The organism is Agromyces capsici (assembly GCF_058349965.1).
On record NZ_JBYRET010000001.1, the window covers coordinates 583927 to 599227 of the forward strand.

The 15301-nt window shown below is 72.3% G+C and carries 14 protein-coding genes; 7 read left to right on the forward strand and 7 right to left on the reverse strand.

What is annotated here, in order from left to right; genetic code table 11:
* Nucleotides 1-15: 15 nt before the first annotated feature.
* Entirely contained in the window at nucleotides 16-441 is a 426-nt protein-coding gene (locus tag AC3RKB_RS02900; RefSeq protein WP_491434475.1) for a TM2 domain-containing protein, read from the forward strand.
* Between the two features lie 30 nt (nucleotides 442-471).
* Here AC3RKB_RS02900 and AC3RKB_RS02905 read toward each other — a convergent pair whose 3' ends face one another.
* Together AC3RKB_RS02905 and AC3RKB_RS02910 are read right to left on the reverse strand one after the other, a co-directional pair.
* Nucleotides 472-1227, reverse strand: coding sequence for an SDR family NAD(P)-dependent oxidoreductase (locus AC3RKB_RS02905; RefSeq protein ID WP_491434476.1), 756 nt, complete (start codon nucleotides 1225-1227; stop codon nucleotides 472-474).
* Nucleotides 1228-1352: 125 nt separating this feature from the next.
* Nucleotides 1353-1718: an HNH endonuclease gene (locus tag AC3RKB_RS02910; RefSeq protein ID WP_491434477.1), complete on the reverse strand. Its 366-nt coding sequence runs from the start codon at nucleotides 1716-1718 to the stop codon at nucleotides 1353-1355.
* A gap of 312 nt (nucleotides 1719-2030) precedes the next feature.
* Between AC3RKB_RS02910 and AC3RKB_RS02915 the strand changes: the two genes are divergently transcribed.
* A complete protein-coding gene (locus AC3RKB_RS02915) occupies nucleotides 2031-2501 on the forward strand; it encodes a hypothetical protein (RefSeq protein ID WP_491434478.1) in 471 nt (156 codons plus the stop codon).
* A 9-nt stretch (nucleotides 2502-2510) separates the two neighbouring features.
* Here the strand turns inward: AC3RKB_RS02915 and AC3RKB_RS02920 are convergent, their stop codons facing one another.
* The 3 genes from AC3RKB_RS02920 to AC3RKB_RS02930 all read right to left on the reverse strand — a co-directional run bounded on the left by AC3RKB_RS02920 (nucleotide 2511) and on the right by AC3RKB_RS02930 (nucleotide 7067).
* Nucleotides 2511-4256 (reverse strand): amidase, encoded by a 1746-nt coding sequence (locus AC3RKB_RS02920; protein WP_491434479.1) that lies wholly within the window; start codon nucleotides 4254-4256, stop codon nucleotides 2511-2513.
* Between the two features lie 127 nt (nucleotides 4257-4383).
* Entirely contained in the window at nucleotides 4384-5433 is a 1050-nt protein-coding gene (locus AC3RKB_RS02925) for an agmatine deiminase family protein (protein WP_491434480.1), read from the reverse strand.
* Nucleotides 5430-7067 carry a purine-cytosine permease family protein gene (locus AC3RKB_RS02930; protein ID WP_491434481.1) on the reverse strand — a complete coding sequence of 546 codons (1638 nt, stop codon included), beginning with the start codon at nucleotides 7065-7067 and terminating at the stop codon, nucleotides 5430-5432. Before AC3RKB_RS02930 ends, AC3RKB_RS02925 begins: the two co-directional genes overlap by 4 nt.
* A gap of 84 nt (nucleotides 7068-7151) precedes the next feature.
* Between AC3RKB_RS02930 and AC3RKB_RS02935 the strand changes: the two genes are divergently transcribed.
* Nucleotides 7152-7781: a TetR/AcrR family transcriptional regulator gene (locus tag AC3RKB_RS02935; RefSeq protein WP_491434482.1), complete on the forward strand. Its 630-nt coding sequence runs from the start codon at nucleotides 7152-7154 to the stop codon at nucleotides 7779-7781.
* A 54-nt stretch (nucleotides 7782-7835) separates the two neighbouring features.
* Here the strand turns inward: AC3RKB_RS02935 and AC3RKB_RS02940 are convergent, their stop codons facing one another.
* Complete coding sequence (locus AC3RKB_RS02940; RefSeq protein ID WP_491434483.1) at nucleotides 7836-8228, reverse strand: MmcQ/YjbR family DNA-binding protein; 393 nt, start codon at nucleotides 8226-8228, stop codon at nucleotides 7836-7838.
* Between the two features lie 64 nt (nucleotides 8229-8292).
* On the opposite strand from AC3RKB_RS02940, the gene AC3RKB_RS02945 reads away from it, so the two are divergent.
* The 3 genes from AC3RKB_RS02945 to AC3RKB_RS02955 all read left to right on the forward strand — a co-directional run bounded on the left by AC3RKB_RS02945 (nucleotide 8293) and on the right by AC3RKB_RS02955 (nucleotide 13368).
* On the forward strand, nucleotides 8293-9309 hold the full coding sequence (locus tag AC3RKB_RS02945; RefSeq protein ID WP_491434484.1) for a zinc-binding alcohol dehydrogenase family protein: 1017 nt from the start codon (nucleotides 8293-8295) through the stop codon (nucleotides 9307-9309).
* A gap of 82 nt (nucleotides 9310-9391) precedes the next feature.
* Nucleotides 9392-12964 (forward strand): TM0106 family RecB-like putative nuclease, encoded by a 3573-nt coding sequence (locus tag AC3RKB_RS02950; protein ID WP_491434485.1) that lies wholly within the window; start codon nucleotides 9392-9394, stop codon nucleotides 12962-12964.
* A gap of 116 nt (nucleotides 12965-13080) precedes the next feature.
* A complete protein-coding gene (locus tag AC3RKB_RS02955; protein WP_491434486.1) occupies nucleotides 13081-13368 on the forward strand; it encodes a glutaredoxin family protein in 288 nt (95 codons plus the stop codon).
* A 299-nt stretch (nucleotides 13369-13667) separates the two neighbouring features.
* Here AC3RKB_RS02955 and AC3RKB_RS02960 read toward each other — a convergent pair whose 3' ends face one another.
* Entirely contained in the window at nucleotides 13668-14669 is a 1002-nt protein-coding gene (locus AC3RKB_RS02960) for an LLM class F420-dependent oxidoreductase (RefSeq protein WP_491434487.1), read from the reverse strand.
* A gap of 73 nt (nucleotides 14670-14742) precedes the next feature.
* On the opposite strand from AC3RKB_RS02960, the gene AC3RKB_RS02965 reads away from it, so the two are divergent.
* Entirely contained in the window at nucleotides 14743-15264 is a 522-nt protein-coding gene (locus tag AC3RKB_RS02965; RefSeq protein WP_491434488.1) for a hypothetical protein, read from the forward strand.
* Nucleotides 15265-15301 lie beyond the last annotated feature (37 nt).

A 15301-nucleotide genomic window follows, 5' to 3' on the forward strand; every position in this document is an offset into this window, starting at 1 on the left:
TCGAGGGGAAAGACCATGAGCGCGTACCCGCCGGCAACGCCCGGACCCGCCGCACCGAACCCGCACATCGCACGTGCGTCGCAGGACATGACGTCGAACCGGTCGTTCATCGCGACCTGGCTGTTCGCGTGGTTCCTCGGCGTGCTGGGAGTCGACCGCTTCTACCTGGGCAAGGTCGGTACCGGCATCCTGAAGCTGCTGACCATCGGCGGCTTCGGAATCTGGTGGCTCGTCGACCTCGTGCTGACGCTGACCAACTCGCAGAAGGACAAGGATGGCCGGAGGGTGCTCGGCACCCGGCAGGAGCAGACGATCGCGTGGATCGTCACGGCCGCCGGCGTCCTGCTCGGCTGGGTGATGGGCGCCGTGACGCAGTCGTTCTCGATCCTCGTCGAGCAGATCCTGCCCACGCTGCCGTGGTGGCCGCAGGTCGGCGGCTGAGGCGCCGCGTGCCCGCCGCACGGCTGCCCGTCACACGGCGGTGTAGCCGCCGTCGACGAGGTGGTAGCTGCCCGTGATGAAGCTCGCGGCGTCGCTCGCGAGGAACGCGACGAGCGCGGCGACCTCCTCGGGCGTGCCGAGGCGGCCGATCGGGTGCTTGACCGCGAGGAATTCCTGCGTGGCCTCGTCGAGGTTCGCGTCGAGCAGGGGCGTCCTGATGAAGCCCGGGCCGATCACGTTCACCCGCACGCCCTGCGTGGCGTACTCGATCGCGGCGTTCTTGGTCAGGCCCACGAGGCCGTGCTTGGCGGTGACGTATGCCGACGAGTTCGCGTAGCCGACGCTGCCGAGGATCGACGCGACGTTCACGATCGCGCCGCCGCCGTTCTCGACGATCGCGGGGAGCTGGGCGCGCATGCCGAGGAAGATCGATCGCAGGTTGACGTCGAGCACCTTGTCCCACCCGTCGACCGGGTACTCGCCGATCGCGACGGCCGGCCCGCCGATGCCGGCGTTGTTGACGGCGATGCGCAGGGGCGCGAGCGCGTTCGCGGCGTGGATGGAGGCCTCGATCCAGCTCGGGTCGGTGACATCGCCGACGGATGCCTCGGCGTCGCCGCCGGCCGCGCGGATCTCGTCGACGACGGCTTCGGCATGCTCGCCGTTCATGTCGTTGACCAGCACCGACGCGCCGTTCGCCGCGAGCAGGAGGGCCACCGCGCGGCCGATCCCGCCCCCTCCCCCGGTCACGATCGCCGATCGGTCCGCCACGTCGTACTGGGCCATGAGCCTGTCTCCTCGCATTCCGGTTCCGGTTCGAGCGAGCGGATGCCGCGGCATCCGCTCGCCGCCCTCTCACCGTCGCACGGGCGAGGGGTCGCCGACAGGGCCTTGCGTCCTGTCGGGACGCGTCACTCGGCGTCGGCGTCGGCGTCGGCGGCCGCGGTGTCGGCGGCCGCGGTGTCGGCGGCCGCGGCGTCGCCGTCGAATCGCAAGACGAGTGCCCGGCCGATCACGTGGTGGCGCACCAGGAACGCCCCCTCGTCGAGTCGCTTGCGCCGCAGCCACGACGTCACCTCGTCGTTGCACTTGCTCGCATTGCACGAGCCGCAGGCCGGGACCACGTTGAGCAGCGTGTACCGCCCACCGCGCGAGATCGCCAGCACGCAGTCCCGCTGGAGTGCGCGCTCGGTCGCGCCGCAGTACGCGCACCCGCCCCACGCCTCGACGAGCGCACCCCACTGCAGGTCGCTGAGATCGTGCGTCGCGCGCGCCATCCGCCGCTTGCGCCGCCGCGCGTACACGGCCGCGCGGGTTCGGCTCGCCGCTATGCGGTCAGGCTAATCCCGCGGCTGGTCGCCCGCAGTGCACTCCCCGGCGTTGTCGCCGACTCGTCCTCCCCAACGCACGCCCAGCGACGAGCCTCGGCAGGCGCGCCCGACCGAGCCCGCGCGCTGTCGCCGCCGGGCAAGAATGTTCCCGTCGCACGATCTCCGGTACTTCGGTACCGGGTTCGCGAAGGGATCGTGTCCGGACCGCCGCCGACGCACGGAAACGCGGCCGCACACACGACCTGAGGAGACCACGTGATGGAGAAGCCGATCAAGGTTGATGAGGAGACCGACCGAACGGTCTCGGAACTGGCCTTCTTCCTGCGCACCACCAAGAAGGCGGTCGTGCGGACCGCCGTCGCGGAATACGCGGAGGCCAGGACGGCCTACCTCGGCGATCGCCCACCATCCGAGAGCGACCGCACCCTCGTCGCGCTCCCGCCGCTCGAACGGCTCGGCCTGCGCCGCACCGAACTCATCCGCGAGTACGAGCATCGGCGAGCCACGGCGGTTCGGGTGCTCGACGCCTCCGCCAAAGACCGGCACGACACCGCATTGATCCTGCTCGCGGAGACCGACCCGGCCGACGGAAGCGTCGCGCACCTTCCCCTTCAGCGGATCGCGAGCCGGCTCCTCGCGGCGCCCGTCGAGGTCATCTCGACCACGATGCTCCACCTGTTCGACCGCGAGGGCCACCGACGCGCCCTGGAGCTCTCACGCCCGCTGTGAGGAACACGATCACGGGAGGCGCGGGGTGCGCGGAGGCTCGGTGCGCCGGGGCGCGAGCGCCTCGAACGCGGCGGCCAGGCGCAGCAGGGCCGTGTCGTCGTGGGCACGACCGGCGAACGTGAGGCCCACCGGCATCCGGATGTCGTGCATGAGCCCCATCGGTACCGTGACGGTCGGGATGCCGAGGTGGCGCGGCACCAGGTTGCCGTTGGCGACCCACACGCCGTTGCGCCATCCGAGGTCGGCGGAGGCCGGGTTCACGTCCATGTCGGCCGGCCCTGCATCGGCAACCGCCGGGAAGGCGACCGCGTCGAGGCCGAGCGCGTCCATCCATTGCTCGAGGTCGACGCGGCGGGTCTCCTCGAGGCCGCGCAGTCCGTCGGGAAGCTCGGGCATATCTGCCCAGCTCGCACCGGGATGCGTACGCACCCAGTCCGGGTACTCGGCGATGTCGTCGTCGAATCCCGTGTAGCGGTCGGGCAGCGCGCCGGCCGGGTGCGGGAAGATCCGCCCGCCGTCGACGTCGGCGAGCGTGTGCAGCCGCGGATCGCCATTGGCCTGCAGGAAGTCCTCCCACGCCCACGCCGACAGGTCGATGATCTCGCGCTTCAGGTAGTCCGGGCTCACGAGCCCGCGCGTCGCGATCGTCGGCGCGCCCGGGCGGTCGCCCTCGTAGTTCGACACGACCGGGAAGTCGACGAGCACCACCTCGGCGCCGGCCGACTCGAGGTCGCGGCGCGCGGCCTCCCACAGCTCGATCACCGTGCCGCGCGTCTCGATGCGCTGCCCGGTCGGGCCGCCGATGCCGACCGTGCCGCCCGGCTCCGCGGCGCCGGCCTCGGGGTCGGCGTTCACGTACATGCGCGGCACCCCGATGCGCGCGCCCGCGAGTGCGGCGCGGGCGCCGGAGGCATCCGTCACCTGCAGCGCCGGATAGGACGACGGTCGCACGTCGGACGCCTCGGGCAGCGCGATCCACGACTGCGAGCGCCAGAAGTCGCCGCGGGTCTCGGGATCGTCGGCGACGATCACGTCGAGCACCTCGAAGAGGTCGGCCATCGTGCGCGTGTGCGGCACCACCACGTCCATCGTCGGCACGAGCGGCCAGTTGCCGCGCACCGAGATCACGCCGCGGCTCGGCGTGTACGCGCAGAGCGCGTTGTTCGAGGCGGGCGCGCGGCCCGACGACCAGGTCTCCTCACCGAGGCCGAACGCCGCGAACGACGCCGCCGTCGCGGTGCCTGAGCCGTTCGACGAGCCCGAACCGAACGCCGCCGTGAGGTACTCGGCGTTGTACGGGCTCTCGGCGCGGCCGTACACGCCGCGCTGCATGCCGCCGTTGGCCATGGGCGGCATGTTCGTCAGGCCCAGGCAGATCGCACCGGCCGTGCGCAGGCGCTGGATCGTGAACGCATCGCGCTGCGCGACGAGGTGCTCGAAGGCCGGGCTGCCCGCCGCGGCGGTGAGGCCCTGTACGAGGTACGAGTCCTTGGCGGTGTACGGGATGCCGTCGAGCGGTCCGCGCACCTCGCCGCGGGCGCGGCGCTCGTCGGACGCGCGCGCCTCGTCGAGCGCGTCGGGGTTGCGGACGACGACCGCGTTGAGGGCGGTCTCGGTGCCCGGCCCGTCGTACGCGTCGATGCGTGCGAGGTACGCCTCGACGAGACCGACGGCGGTCGTGCGGCCGTCCTCGAGCGCGGCGCGCAGGTCGGCGATCGACGCCTCGACGACGTCGAACGTCTCATTCGCGCTCATCGCGCACCTCCCAATTCCCGGATTACAGGACTTTCGGCGATCTGCAGGACGGGATAGCGCGTTCCGGTCCTGCAAACGTGTGGTTGACCTGTGAACCGGAGCCGGGGGTGGCGGTCGGGTGCGGCGCTCATCGGGCGACCTCCGCGGCCGGCAGCGCGGGCTGCTGCTGCGTGATGCAGTGGATGCCGCCGCCGCGCGCGAAGATCGCGCGCGAGTCGACGGTCACGACCCGACGCCCGGGGTACGCGTCGGCGAGGATCTCCGCGGCACGCGCGTCGGCCGCCGGCTCCCCGAACCCGCACGCGACGACGCCGTCGTTCACGACGAGGTGGTTCACGTAGCTCCAGTCGACGAACCCCTCGTCGTCGTGCAGCGTCGCGGGGGCGGGCAGGTCGAGGATCTCGAGCGGGCGGCCCGCGGCATCCGTCTGCCCCTCGAGCAGTGAGCGCAGCTCGCGCGACACCTCGAAGTCGGGATGCGCCGGGTCGGCCTGGTGGTGCAGCAGCACGCGACCCGGCGACGGGATGGTCGCGACGATGTCGACGTGCCCGTTCGTGCCGAACGAGTCGTAGTCGCGCGTGAGGCCGCGCGGCAGCCAGATCGCCTTCGTCGCGCCGATGGTGCGGGCCAGTTCGGCCTCGACGCGGGCGCGATCGGCGTAGGGGTTGCGGCGCGGGTCGAGTTGCACGGTCTCGGTCAGCAGCACCGTGCCCTCGCCGTCGACGTGGATGCCGCCGCCCTCGTTCACGAGCACGGAGCTCACGAGCTCGGCGCCGACGTGCTCGGCCGCGAACCGGGCGATCTGTGCCGAGACCTTCCACTCGGCCCACTCGGGCGCGCCCCAGCCGTTGAAGATCCAGTCGACCGCGCCGAGGACGCCCGGCCGCTCGTCGTCGAGCACGAACGTGGGGCCGAAGTCGCGCATCCAGAACTCGTCGAGCGGGGCTTCGACGATCTCGACGTCGGACGAGAGCATGCGGCGCGCACGCGCCAGCTCGGTCGGGTCGACGACCATCGTCACGGGCTCGAACTCGGCGACGGCGTGGGCGACCGCGGTCCAGGCCGCGTACCCCTCCTCGCGCTCGGCGGCCTCGGCGCCGAGGGTGATCCCCTCGCGCGGGAACGCCATCCAGGTGCGCTCGTGCGGTGCGGTCTCTGCGGGCATGCGCCAGGTCATGCGGGGTCCTCCCGGGTGCGGGCGGATGCCGCGGCATCCGCCGTCTCGATATTGGCAGCCCGGTCAGCGGATGCCTCGGGGCGGGCGGATGAAGCGCCCGGCCGGTTCGCCGGATCACGGTACGGGTTGGTGGTCAGCCAGAGGATCGCGTACAGCGCGCCGCCGAGCACGGGCCCGACGATGGCGGAGAGGTCGGCGCCGCCGAGCGCGGCCGCGATGGGCCCGACGTAGAGCGTCGTGTTGGCCATGAGCACGGCGACCGTGGTGGCGACGACCATCGCGATGGTGCCCGGCAGGAACCATCCGCGCGTGTACCAGAACGGCGCGCCCGGTCGCAGGTCGGCGAGCGCGCGACCGTCGTAGCGGTTGCGGCGCAGCAGGATGTCGACGGCGTACACGGCGACGAGCGGGCCGAGCACGGTGACGCTGAGCTCGAGCGACGCGTTCAGCGTGTCGAGGAAGCTCGGAGCGACGTACACGAACCAGCCGGCGGCGAGGGTCGCGAGGATGCCGGTGATCACGACCGTGCCCGCGCGCGAGACCCGCACGCCGAGCCCCTGCGCGTAGAAGCCGGTCGAGTACGCCACGAGCGAGTTGTTCGTGATGCTGCCGAGCACGACGATCGCGAGGAAGATCGGGGTGAACCACGAGGGCACGATCTCGCCGATCGTCAGCTGCGGGTCGGTCATGTCGATCGCCGTCCCGGCGATCACGCCGAGCGAGCCGATGAGGACGGCCGGGATGAACCCGCCGAGCGCGGTCCACCAGGCGACCTGCTTCTTCGAGACATCCGCCGGCAGGTACCGGGCGTAGTCGGCGCCGGTGCCCCATGAGAGCGGACCCGACGCGATGATCGCGTAGCCGAGCAGCAGCATCGCCCACCGCTCGCCCTCGGGCAGCGGTGCGGGCTCGTACGAGAAGTCGGCCGCGCCGAGCACGTAGACGGCGAGCACGATGAAGGCGATCGCGAGCGCGGCCGAGAAGTAGGGCGACAGCGCGAGGATCGTCGCGTGCCCGTACACGCCGAAGACGAAGCTGATCACGGCGATCACGACGAGCACGATCCATCCGCCCGCCGGGCCCAGGTCGATGCCGAGCAGGGCGAGCAGCGCGTTCGCGGCGAGCGTCGCGACGGCGATGTTGATGATCTCGTAGAACAGGCCGATGGCGACGCCGAGGCCCGCCCCGAAGACGGTGTTGCCGCGCACGCCGAACATGGCGCGCATGATGGTGACGCTCGGCGCGCCCGCGGCGGGGCCGCTGATCGCGAGCCAGCCCACGGCGGCCCACCAGAGGTTGCCGATCACGGTGATCGCGAGCGCCTCCCAGATGGAGAGGCCGAGGAGCACGAGCACGCCGCCGAGCACGAAGTAGAGGTAGACGACGTTCGCCGACATCCATACCCAGAAGAGGCTCGACGGGCGGCCGTGGCGGTCGCCGTCGGGGATGACCTCGATGCCGTGCGTCTCGATGTGGCCGACGCGGTCGGAGACGGGGTCATGGAGGCGGGCGGCTGCATGCGCCTGAACCGACTCACGCGAATCGGCCCCGCCGGGCCCCGCGATAGGGCTGTTTCGCGTGAGTCGGGGGTCGGGGGGCGCGGCGGAAGGGCTCGCGGGGGTGTGGGTGCTCATGATTCGGAAACCTCGTCGTTCGCCGATGAATTCTTATTGATCGTATGATCAATAGTGAGAGAGGCTACATAGACTGGCGGCACGATGTCAACACCCACCCGCACGCGAGCGTCACGCAAGAGCCCGGCCGAACGGTCCGCCGAGATCGCGGATGCCGCACGGCAGGTCGCGCTCGAGCACGGCCTCGCCGCCGTGACCCTCCGCTCCATCGCGGCCCGCGTCGGCGTCGCCCCCGCCCTCGTCGCCCACTACCAGCCGAACATGGACGCCCTCGTCGCGAGCACCTTCGCCACGATCGTGGCCGCCGAGCTCGCGGAGGTCGACGACCTGGTCGCCGCGCTGCCGACGCCGCGCGAACGACTCGCTCGCCTCCTCGAGACGCTGCTCGACGGCACTCGCGACGACGTCACCGTGATCTGGGTCGAGTCGTGGGCGCTCGGCCGCCGCAACGAGGCGCTCGCCGAAGCCGTCCGCACCGAGATGGACGGCTGGCGCACCTTCGTGCAGGGCATCATCGAGGCCGGCATCGACGCCGGCGAGTTCGAGACGGATGACGCGGCATCCGTCGCCTGGCAGATGCTCGGCATGATCGACGGACTGAACGCGCACGCGCTCGTGCGCTGGGAGGACGCCGCCGACCGCGGATCGCGGATCGGGCACGCCGTCGAGGGCATGCTCGGGCTGCCGCGCGGCGGGCTCGGCGTGGGCGTGTGAGCCGCGACTTCCGCTCGACCTGATCGTGCCTCCGCGGCTCAGCGCCCGCGTGCCTCAGTCGCCGAACCGCGCGAGGTACTGCTGCGCGAGCCGCTTCGGCGCGACCGCGAGCCAGGCGTCGGCGACGACCTCCTCGAGGCGGCGGCGCGTGATGGTGTCGAGCCTGACGAGGATCGCCGACCAGCCGTCGAAATGCGGCGTGGTGAAGAACACCGCCGGGTCGTCCTCGGCGAGCGCGAACTTCACCGCCTCGTCCTCGACGCGCGCGCCGAGCACCGGCCACGGCTGATCGTCGAGGCCCAGGAACTCGAGGTCGGCGCGGCGCAGCGGCCGCTCCCACACGAACCCGCGGTTCCGAACCCGCCAGTGCGGCGAGCCGTAACTCACCGCCTCGGTCGCGTCGGGCATGCCGAGCGCGAGCTCGCGCACCTCGTCCCAGCCGATCATGCGCGACAGGCTACGCCGCGGGCGGTCGCGGAACAACGGGTGGCGTGAGACGGTTGGGGACACCATGAGCCTGCTGTCGAAGACCATGCGCGCAGTCGCCGCGACCGGGACCGTCCCCCTCGACGACGAGCGCGCACTCGTCGATGTCGAGCTGCCGCTGCCCGAGCTCCGGCCTCGCGACGTACTCGTCGAGGTCGCCGCGGTCTCGGTGAACCCGGTCGACGTGAAGACCCGGATGCGTCGCGCCGCCGATGCGCCACCTGTAGTGCTGGGCTACGACGCCGCCGGCACCGTGGTCGCGGTCGGCCCGGAGGTCACGATGTTCGCGCCCCGCGACGAGGTGTACCACGCCGGCGTGATCAACCGGCAGGGCACGAACGCCGAGTACCACGCGGTCGACGAGCGGATCGTGGGGCGCAAGCCCGCGAACCTCTCGATGGCCGAGGCCGCCGCGATGCCGCTCGCCACGATCACCGCGTGGGAGTCGCTGTTCGAGCGGTTCCGGCTCACCGCCGACAGCGAGGGCACGCTGCTCGCGGTCGCCGCGGCCGGCGGGGTCGGCTCGATCCTCACCCAGCTCGCGACGACGCTCACGGGCGTGACGGTGATCGGCACCGCGTCGCGTCCCGAGTCGCAGGCGTGGGTGCGCCGGATGGGCGCGCAGCACGTCATCGACCACCACGGCGACCTCGCGGCATCCGTTCGGGCCGTCGCCCCCGAGGGGATCGACCGCGTGTTCACGCCCTCGACGGGAGGCCGGCTGCCGGTCTACGCCGACCTGCTGCGGCCGTTCGGATCGATCGTCGCGATCGACGAGGACCCCGACATGGACGTGCGCGTGCTCAAGCAGAAGAGCATCGCGTGGCTCTGGGAGTCGATGTTCACGCGTGGCGTCTTCGAAACCCCTGACATGATCGGCCAGCACGACTTGCTCGACGCGGCATCCGCCCTGTTCGAGGACGGACGGCTGCACTCGACGCTCACGCGCGAGATCGCGGGGATCGACGCGGGGGGCCTGCGCGAGGCGCACGCGCTCGTGGCATCCGGTCGGAGCATCGGCAAGGTCGTGCTCACGCGCTGAGCCGCCGTCGGGCCGGGTGGCGGGCATCGATGTCGGATGTCGCGGCTAGCGTGATCTCGACGACGCCGGCGGAAGGAGCCCGATGTACCTGGTGGACGGCTCCGTGGTCACGAGCGCGAGCGACCTGAAGAAGGCCTCCGACTGCGAGTTCGCGTTCCTGCGCGAGCTCGACGTGAAGCTCGGGCGCGACACGCTGTTCGAGCCCGTGGCCGATCCCATGCTCGAGCGCGCCGGGCGACTCGGCGACGCGCACGAGGTGCGGGTGCTCGAGCGCTACCGCGACGAGTTCGGCGACGGCGTCGTCGAGATCGACCGGCCCGACCTGCGCGACCCCGAGCAGCTCGCCGCGGCGGTCGCGGCCACGCGCGAAGCGTTCGCGTCGGCGGCGCCCGTGGTGTTCCAGGCCACGTTCGTCGACGACGGGTTCGTCGGGTTCGCCGACTTCATCGTGCGGCAGCCCGACGGCCGCTACCTCGTGCAGGACTCGAAGCTCGCCCGCCGCGCCCGCGTGACGGCGCTGCTGCAGCTCGCGGCCTACGCGACGCAGCTCGACCGGCTCGGCATCCCGCGCGCCGACACGGTCGAGCTGCTGCTCGGCGACGGCACCACGAGCTCGCACCGGCTCGACGACATCGAGCCGGTCTACCTGCTCCGCCGCGACCGGCTCCGGCAGCTCGTCGACGAACGCGTCGCGGCAGGCGGCCCGGTCGAGTGGGGCGATCCGCGGTACACGCTCGACGGCCGGTGCCCGACCTGCGACCTCGAGGTGCAGTCGCACCGCGACCTGCTGCTCGTCGCCGGCCTGCGCATCACGCAGCGTGCGCACTTCCACGACGCCGGCATCACCACGATCGACGAGCTCGCCCGGTCGTCCGGCCCGGTCGACGGGGTGCTCGACGCGACGCTCGAGGGCCTGCGCGTGCAGGCGCGGCTGCAGCTGGCGGCCGAGGCGGCCGAACTCGAGGCCGCGGCGTCGGGCACGCGTGCGCCCGACGACCCACCGCTGCCGCCGCCCGTCGAGGTTCGCGAGCCGGGCGCGCTCGCCGCGATCCCCGAGCCCGACGCGGGCGACCTGTTCTTCGACTTCGAGGGCGACCCGCTCTACACCGAGGGCGCGGCCACCGACTGGGGCCTCGACTACCTGTTCGGGATGATCGACGTCGACGAGCGCTTCACGCCGATCTGGGCGCACAGCTTCGCCGAGGAGCGCGAGGCGCTGCTGGCGTTCCTCGCGTTCGTGAAGGAGCGGCGCGAGCGGCATCCGAACCTGCACATCTACCACTACGCGAGCTACGAGCGCACCCATCTCACCTCGATCGCCGCGCGTCACGGCGTCGGCGAGGCCGAGGTCGACCAGCTGCTCGCCGACGGGGTGCTGGTCGACCTGTACCCCATCGTGAAGCGCGCGGTGCGGGTCGGGAGCCGCTCCTACTCGATCAAGAAGCTCGAGCCGCTGTACATGGGCGACCGGCTGCGCGAGGCCGACGTGAAGTCGGGCGGCGACTCGATCCTCGAGTACGTCCGGGCCCGCGAGCTGCTCGCGACCGGCGGGCTCGATCAGGCCACGGGGCTCTCGGGCGCGGCCGCCGCGCAGCACGTGCTCGACGACCTCGCCGAGTACAACGAGTACGACTGCGTCTCCACGCTGCGCCTGCGCGACTGGCTGCTCGGGCTCGCCCGCCGCCACGGCGTCGCGCCGGTGCCCGCACTGCTGCTGGCCGAGCCGACCGGCAAGCACTACGCCGCGAGCCCGCTCGCCGTCGAGCTCGACCGGCTGGCCGGCCCCGCCGACGAGCGACGCGACGACGCCGACCGCACGGCGCTCGCCCTGGCGGCCGCCGCGATCGACTACCACGACCGCGAGATGAAGACCTTCTGGTGGGGCCATTTCTTCCGCGTCGAGCAGCCGCTCGAGGCGTGGGAGGACCACCGCGACGTGCTCGTGGTCGACCCCTCGCGCACCGTCGTGACGCAGGACTGGTACCGCGAGGGCCGCCAGCAACAGGATCGCAGAGAGCTGCTGCTGCGCGGCCGCGTCGCGCCGGGGTCGCGGTTCAGCCCGGGCGCCGACCTGTACCTGCTGTACGAGTGGCCCGCACCGTTCCCCTCCGACGTCCGTCGGCCGGGCTCCCGCGCCTCCACGCGTGCCACCGTGCTCGAGACGACCGCCCACGGCGTGCTCATCGCCGAACGTTCCGTCGCCGGCGAGACCTGGCGCCAACTGCCGGCCGCGCTCGTGCCGGGCAATCCTCCGCCCGCCGGTCGCCAGAAGGATGCCATCGCCGAGTGGGCGCGCCCGATCGTCGAGCACCACCCCCGGTGGCCGAAGGATGCCGCGGTCGACCTGCTGCGTCGCATCCCGCCGCGCACGCGCTCGGGTTCGCTCGCACCGCTGCCCGACCACGAGTACGTCGGCGCCGTCGTGCGCTCGCTCGGCGACCTCGACGACTCCTACCTCGCCGTGCAGGGGCCGCCCGGCACCGGCAAGACCTACGTCGCCTCGCGCGTGATCGCGCGCCTCGTCGGCCACCACGGCTGGAAAGTCGGTGTCGTCGCCCAATCGCACGCGGTCGTCGAGCACCTGCTCGACGCGGTCGTCGCCGCCGGCCTCGACCCACGGCTCATCGCGAAGGCACCGAAGGACCGCGACGACACGACCGAGCGCGGGTGGACCGCGATCGAGAAGGACGGCGCGTCCACGTTCCTCGCCGCGCATCAGGCGACCGGGTTCGTGTATGGCGGCACGGCGTGGGACTTCGCCAACGCCGGTCGCGTCGGCCGGCGCGCGCTCGACCTGCTCGTCGTCGACGAGGCCGGCCAGTTCTCGCTCGCGTCGACCATCGCCGCCTCGGTCGCCGCCCGACGCCTGCTGCTGCTCGGCGACCCGCAGCAGCTTCCGCAGGTCAGCCAGGGCACCCATCCCGAGCCGGTCGACATGTCCGCCCTCGGCTGGATCGCCGACGGGCACGACGTGCTGCCGGCCGAACTCGGCTACTTCCTCGCCGAGAGCCGTCGCATGCATCCCGCGCTCGCCGCACCCGTCTCACGGCTCTCGTACGAGGGCGAGCTCGAGTCGCACGCGTGCGCGGCGCTCCGCGGCATCGACGGCGTCGAGCCCGGACTCACGCCGGTGCCGATCGAGCACGAGGGCAACACCACCGAGTCCCTCGAGGAGGCGCTCGAGGTCGTTCGCCTCGTCGGCTCGGTGCTCGGGCGGGCGTACGCCGACACGGCCGACGGGCCCGACGGGCCGACGCGCGCCGAGCCCCGCCCGCTCGCGCAGTCCGATGTCATCGTCGTCACGCCGTACAACGCCCAGCTCACGCTGGTGCGCGCCGAACTCGATCGGGCCGGCTACCGCGATGTTCCGGTCGGCACGGTCGACAAGTTCCAGGGGCAGGAGGCGGCCGTCGCGATCGTGTCGCTCGCGGCCTCGTCGGCCGCGGCCGCGCCGCGCGGCGTCGAGTTCCTCCTGCTGAAGAACCGGCTCAACGTCGCGATCTCCCGCGCGAAAGTCGCGGCATTCCTCGTCTACTCCCCCGGCCTGCTCGATGCACTGCCGCGCACGCCGCAGGGCGTCGCGCAGCTCAGCGCGTTCGCGCGGCTCGTCGGCGTCGAGCTGCCCTCGCTCGACCGGGCGGCGGCGCAGGCCTGATCGGGTCGCGGGCCGGCGCCGCGTGGTCGCTCACCGAGCGGCGGGCGGGCGCGACCCTGGACCGCCGGCAACCCCGTCTGGGAATGCCGCACAGGATACCCACGTAGGTTATCGATATGACCTCCCCCGACCTCGCCCCTGCCCGCATCACGATGTACGGCGCCGCCTGGTGCGGCGACTGCCGCCGCTCGAAGGCACTGCTCGACCGCCGCGGCGTCGACTACGAGTACGTCGACCTCGAGGTCGTCGTCGAGGGCGCCGACCGTGCGAAGGCGATCTCGGGGCGCACCAACATCCCCGTCGTCGTCTTCCCCGACGGCACGCACTTCACCGAGCCCACCGACGCCGAGCTCGGCGCGAAGCTCGACGAGGTCGCGCAGCAGGAGGACGGCGCCGCGGCCTGAGCCGCGGCATCCGCGTACCGGCGCCGACCCCTTCACCTGGCGCGAGTCCCGCCTTCGTGCGGGTGCACCCGCACCAACGCGGGACTCGACGAGAATTCAAGGCGCGCACCGCACTACGCGCGCACCCACTCCACCGCGAATCCCGAGTTCTCGCGGGTATACCCGCACACACCCGGGACTCGACGCGAGAGCCTGCCCCCGCGCACGACCCACCCCTCCGCGAATCCCGTGTTCGTGCGGGTGCACCCGCACGAACACGGGACTCGACGAACGGGCGCTGAGGGCGCGCCGGCGCGCCGTCAGCGCAGCGCCGGGATGACCTCGCGCTCGTAGAGCTCGAGGCCGCTGCGGTCGTACGCGAGCTCGGGGAAGTAGTGGATCGCGTAGCCGAGTCCGCGCCGCTTCATGTCGAGCAGCCGCTCCGTGACCTGCTCGACCGTGCCGACCGCGATCGCCGACTCCGATCGGTAGTCGTGCATGAACCGCCGCGTCGCACCCGCGCCGAGGTAGGGCGCGACCCGCGCCTCGAGGCGCTCGAGTCGCGCCGCGACATCCGCCTCGGACGTGCCGATGACCGTGTTGAAGTTGGCGCTCCGCACGATCGAGGCGAAGTCGCGGCCGAGCCGGTCGGTGTGCCCGCGCAGCACGTCGCTCTTGTGGCTGAACTCGTCGGGGCTGCCGTAGAAGTTGGTGTACGCGGCGTACTTCGCCGCGATCCTCAGCGTGACCTTCTCGCCGCCGCCGGCGACCCACATCGGGATGCCACCGGGCTGGAGCGGCTGCGGCTGCACGAGCGCTCCGTCGACTTCGTAGAACTCGCCGTCGAGGGTCGCGCGCCCCGTCGTCCACGCCTGGTGCATGATCTCGACGCCCTCGCGCAGCATGCGGAGCCGCTCGGGTGCGTCGGGGAACCCGTAGCCGTACGCGCGCCACTCGTGCTCGTACCATCCGGCGCCGATGCCCATCTCGAGGCGACCGCCGGAGATCACGTCGACGGTCGCGGCGACCTTCGCGAGGTACGCGGGGTTGCGGTACGCCATGCACGTGCACATCTGGCCCAGGCGCACGCGCGAGGTCGACGCCGCGTAGGCCGACATCAGCGACCACGCCTCGTGCGTGGACTCGGTCTCGCTCGCGACCGGCACCGTGTGGAAGTGGTCGTAGACCCAGATCGACTCCCACGGCGAGCCCTCGCGATCGGCGTGCGCGGCGAGGCCGTGCATGGTCGCCCAGTGGTCGGCCGGCTCGATGCCGACGAGGTCGTGGCGCCATCCCTGGGGGACGAAGTATCCGAATCGCATCCGGCCAGCCTAGGCGCGGAAATCAGCGTCAGCACTGAGGTCGTCGGGCCTTGACATCCGTAGCGTCGCGACCATGCACCACCAGACCGATCACGCGCATGTGCACGCCGACGACCTCATGGCCGTCGCGATCACGACCGGTGGCGTCCGCGTCATCCACCTGTCGGGTGTCGCGGTCTGCCCGAGCGAGCTCTGGAGGGTGGAGTTCGTCCCGGCGGGACCGACGCTGCCCGGCAGCGCACTCCCGGAACGCCTGACGCTCGGCGTGCGGGGCACGCCGCCGCGGCGACGCGGCCGCACGCGCTCGGCGCGGGTGACCTTCGAGGCGATCATCGAGGACTCGCGCACGCGCGAGGTCGAGGTGCGGCTCGAATGCCAGCCGGCCGTCGTGGTGCCGGTGCTCGAGGCGAGCGGGTCATTCGGCTCGAGCGCGCGGGCGTCGCGTCCCGACCCGCGGGGCGAGCGGATCGCCTGGCCCGAGCGGGTTCGGGCGATGTCGCGCTCGACGGCGCGGGCGGTATCGGATGTCGCGCGCACGGCGCTCCACGCCGTCGCCACCTCGTTCGGGGGCCCGCCCGCGGCCGTCGCGGCCTGAGCGGGCCCGTCGCCTGAGCGGGCCCGTCGGCCCGACC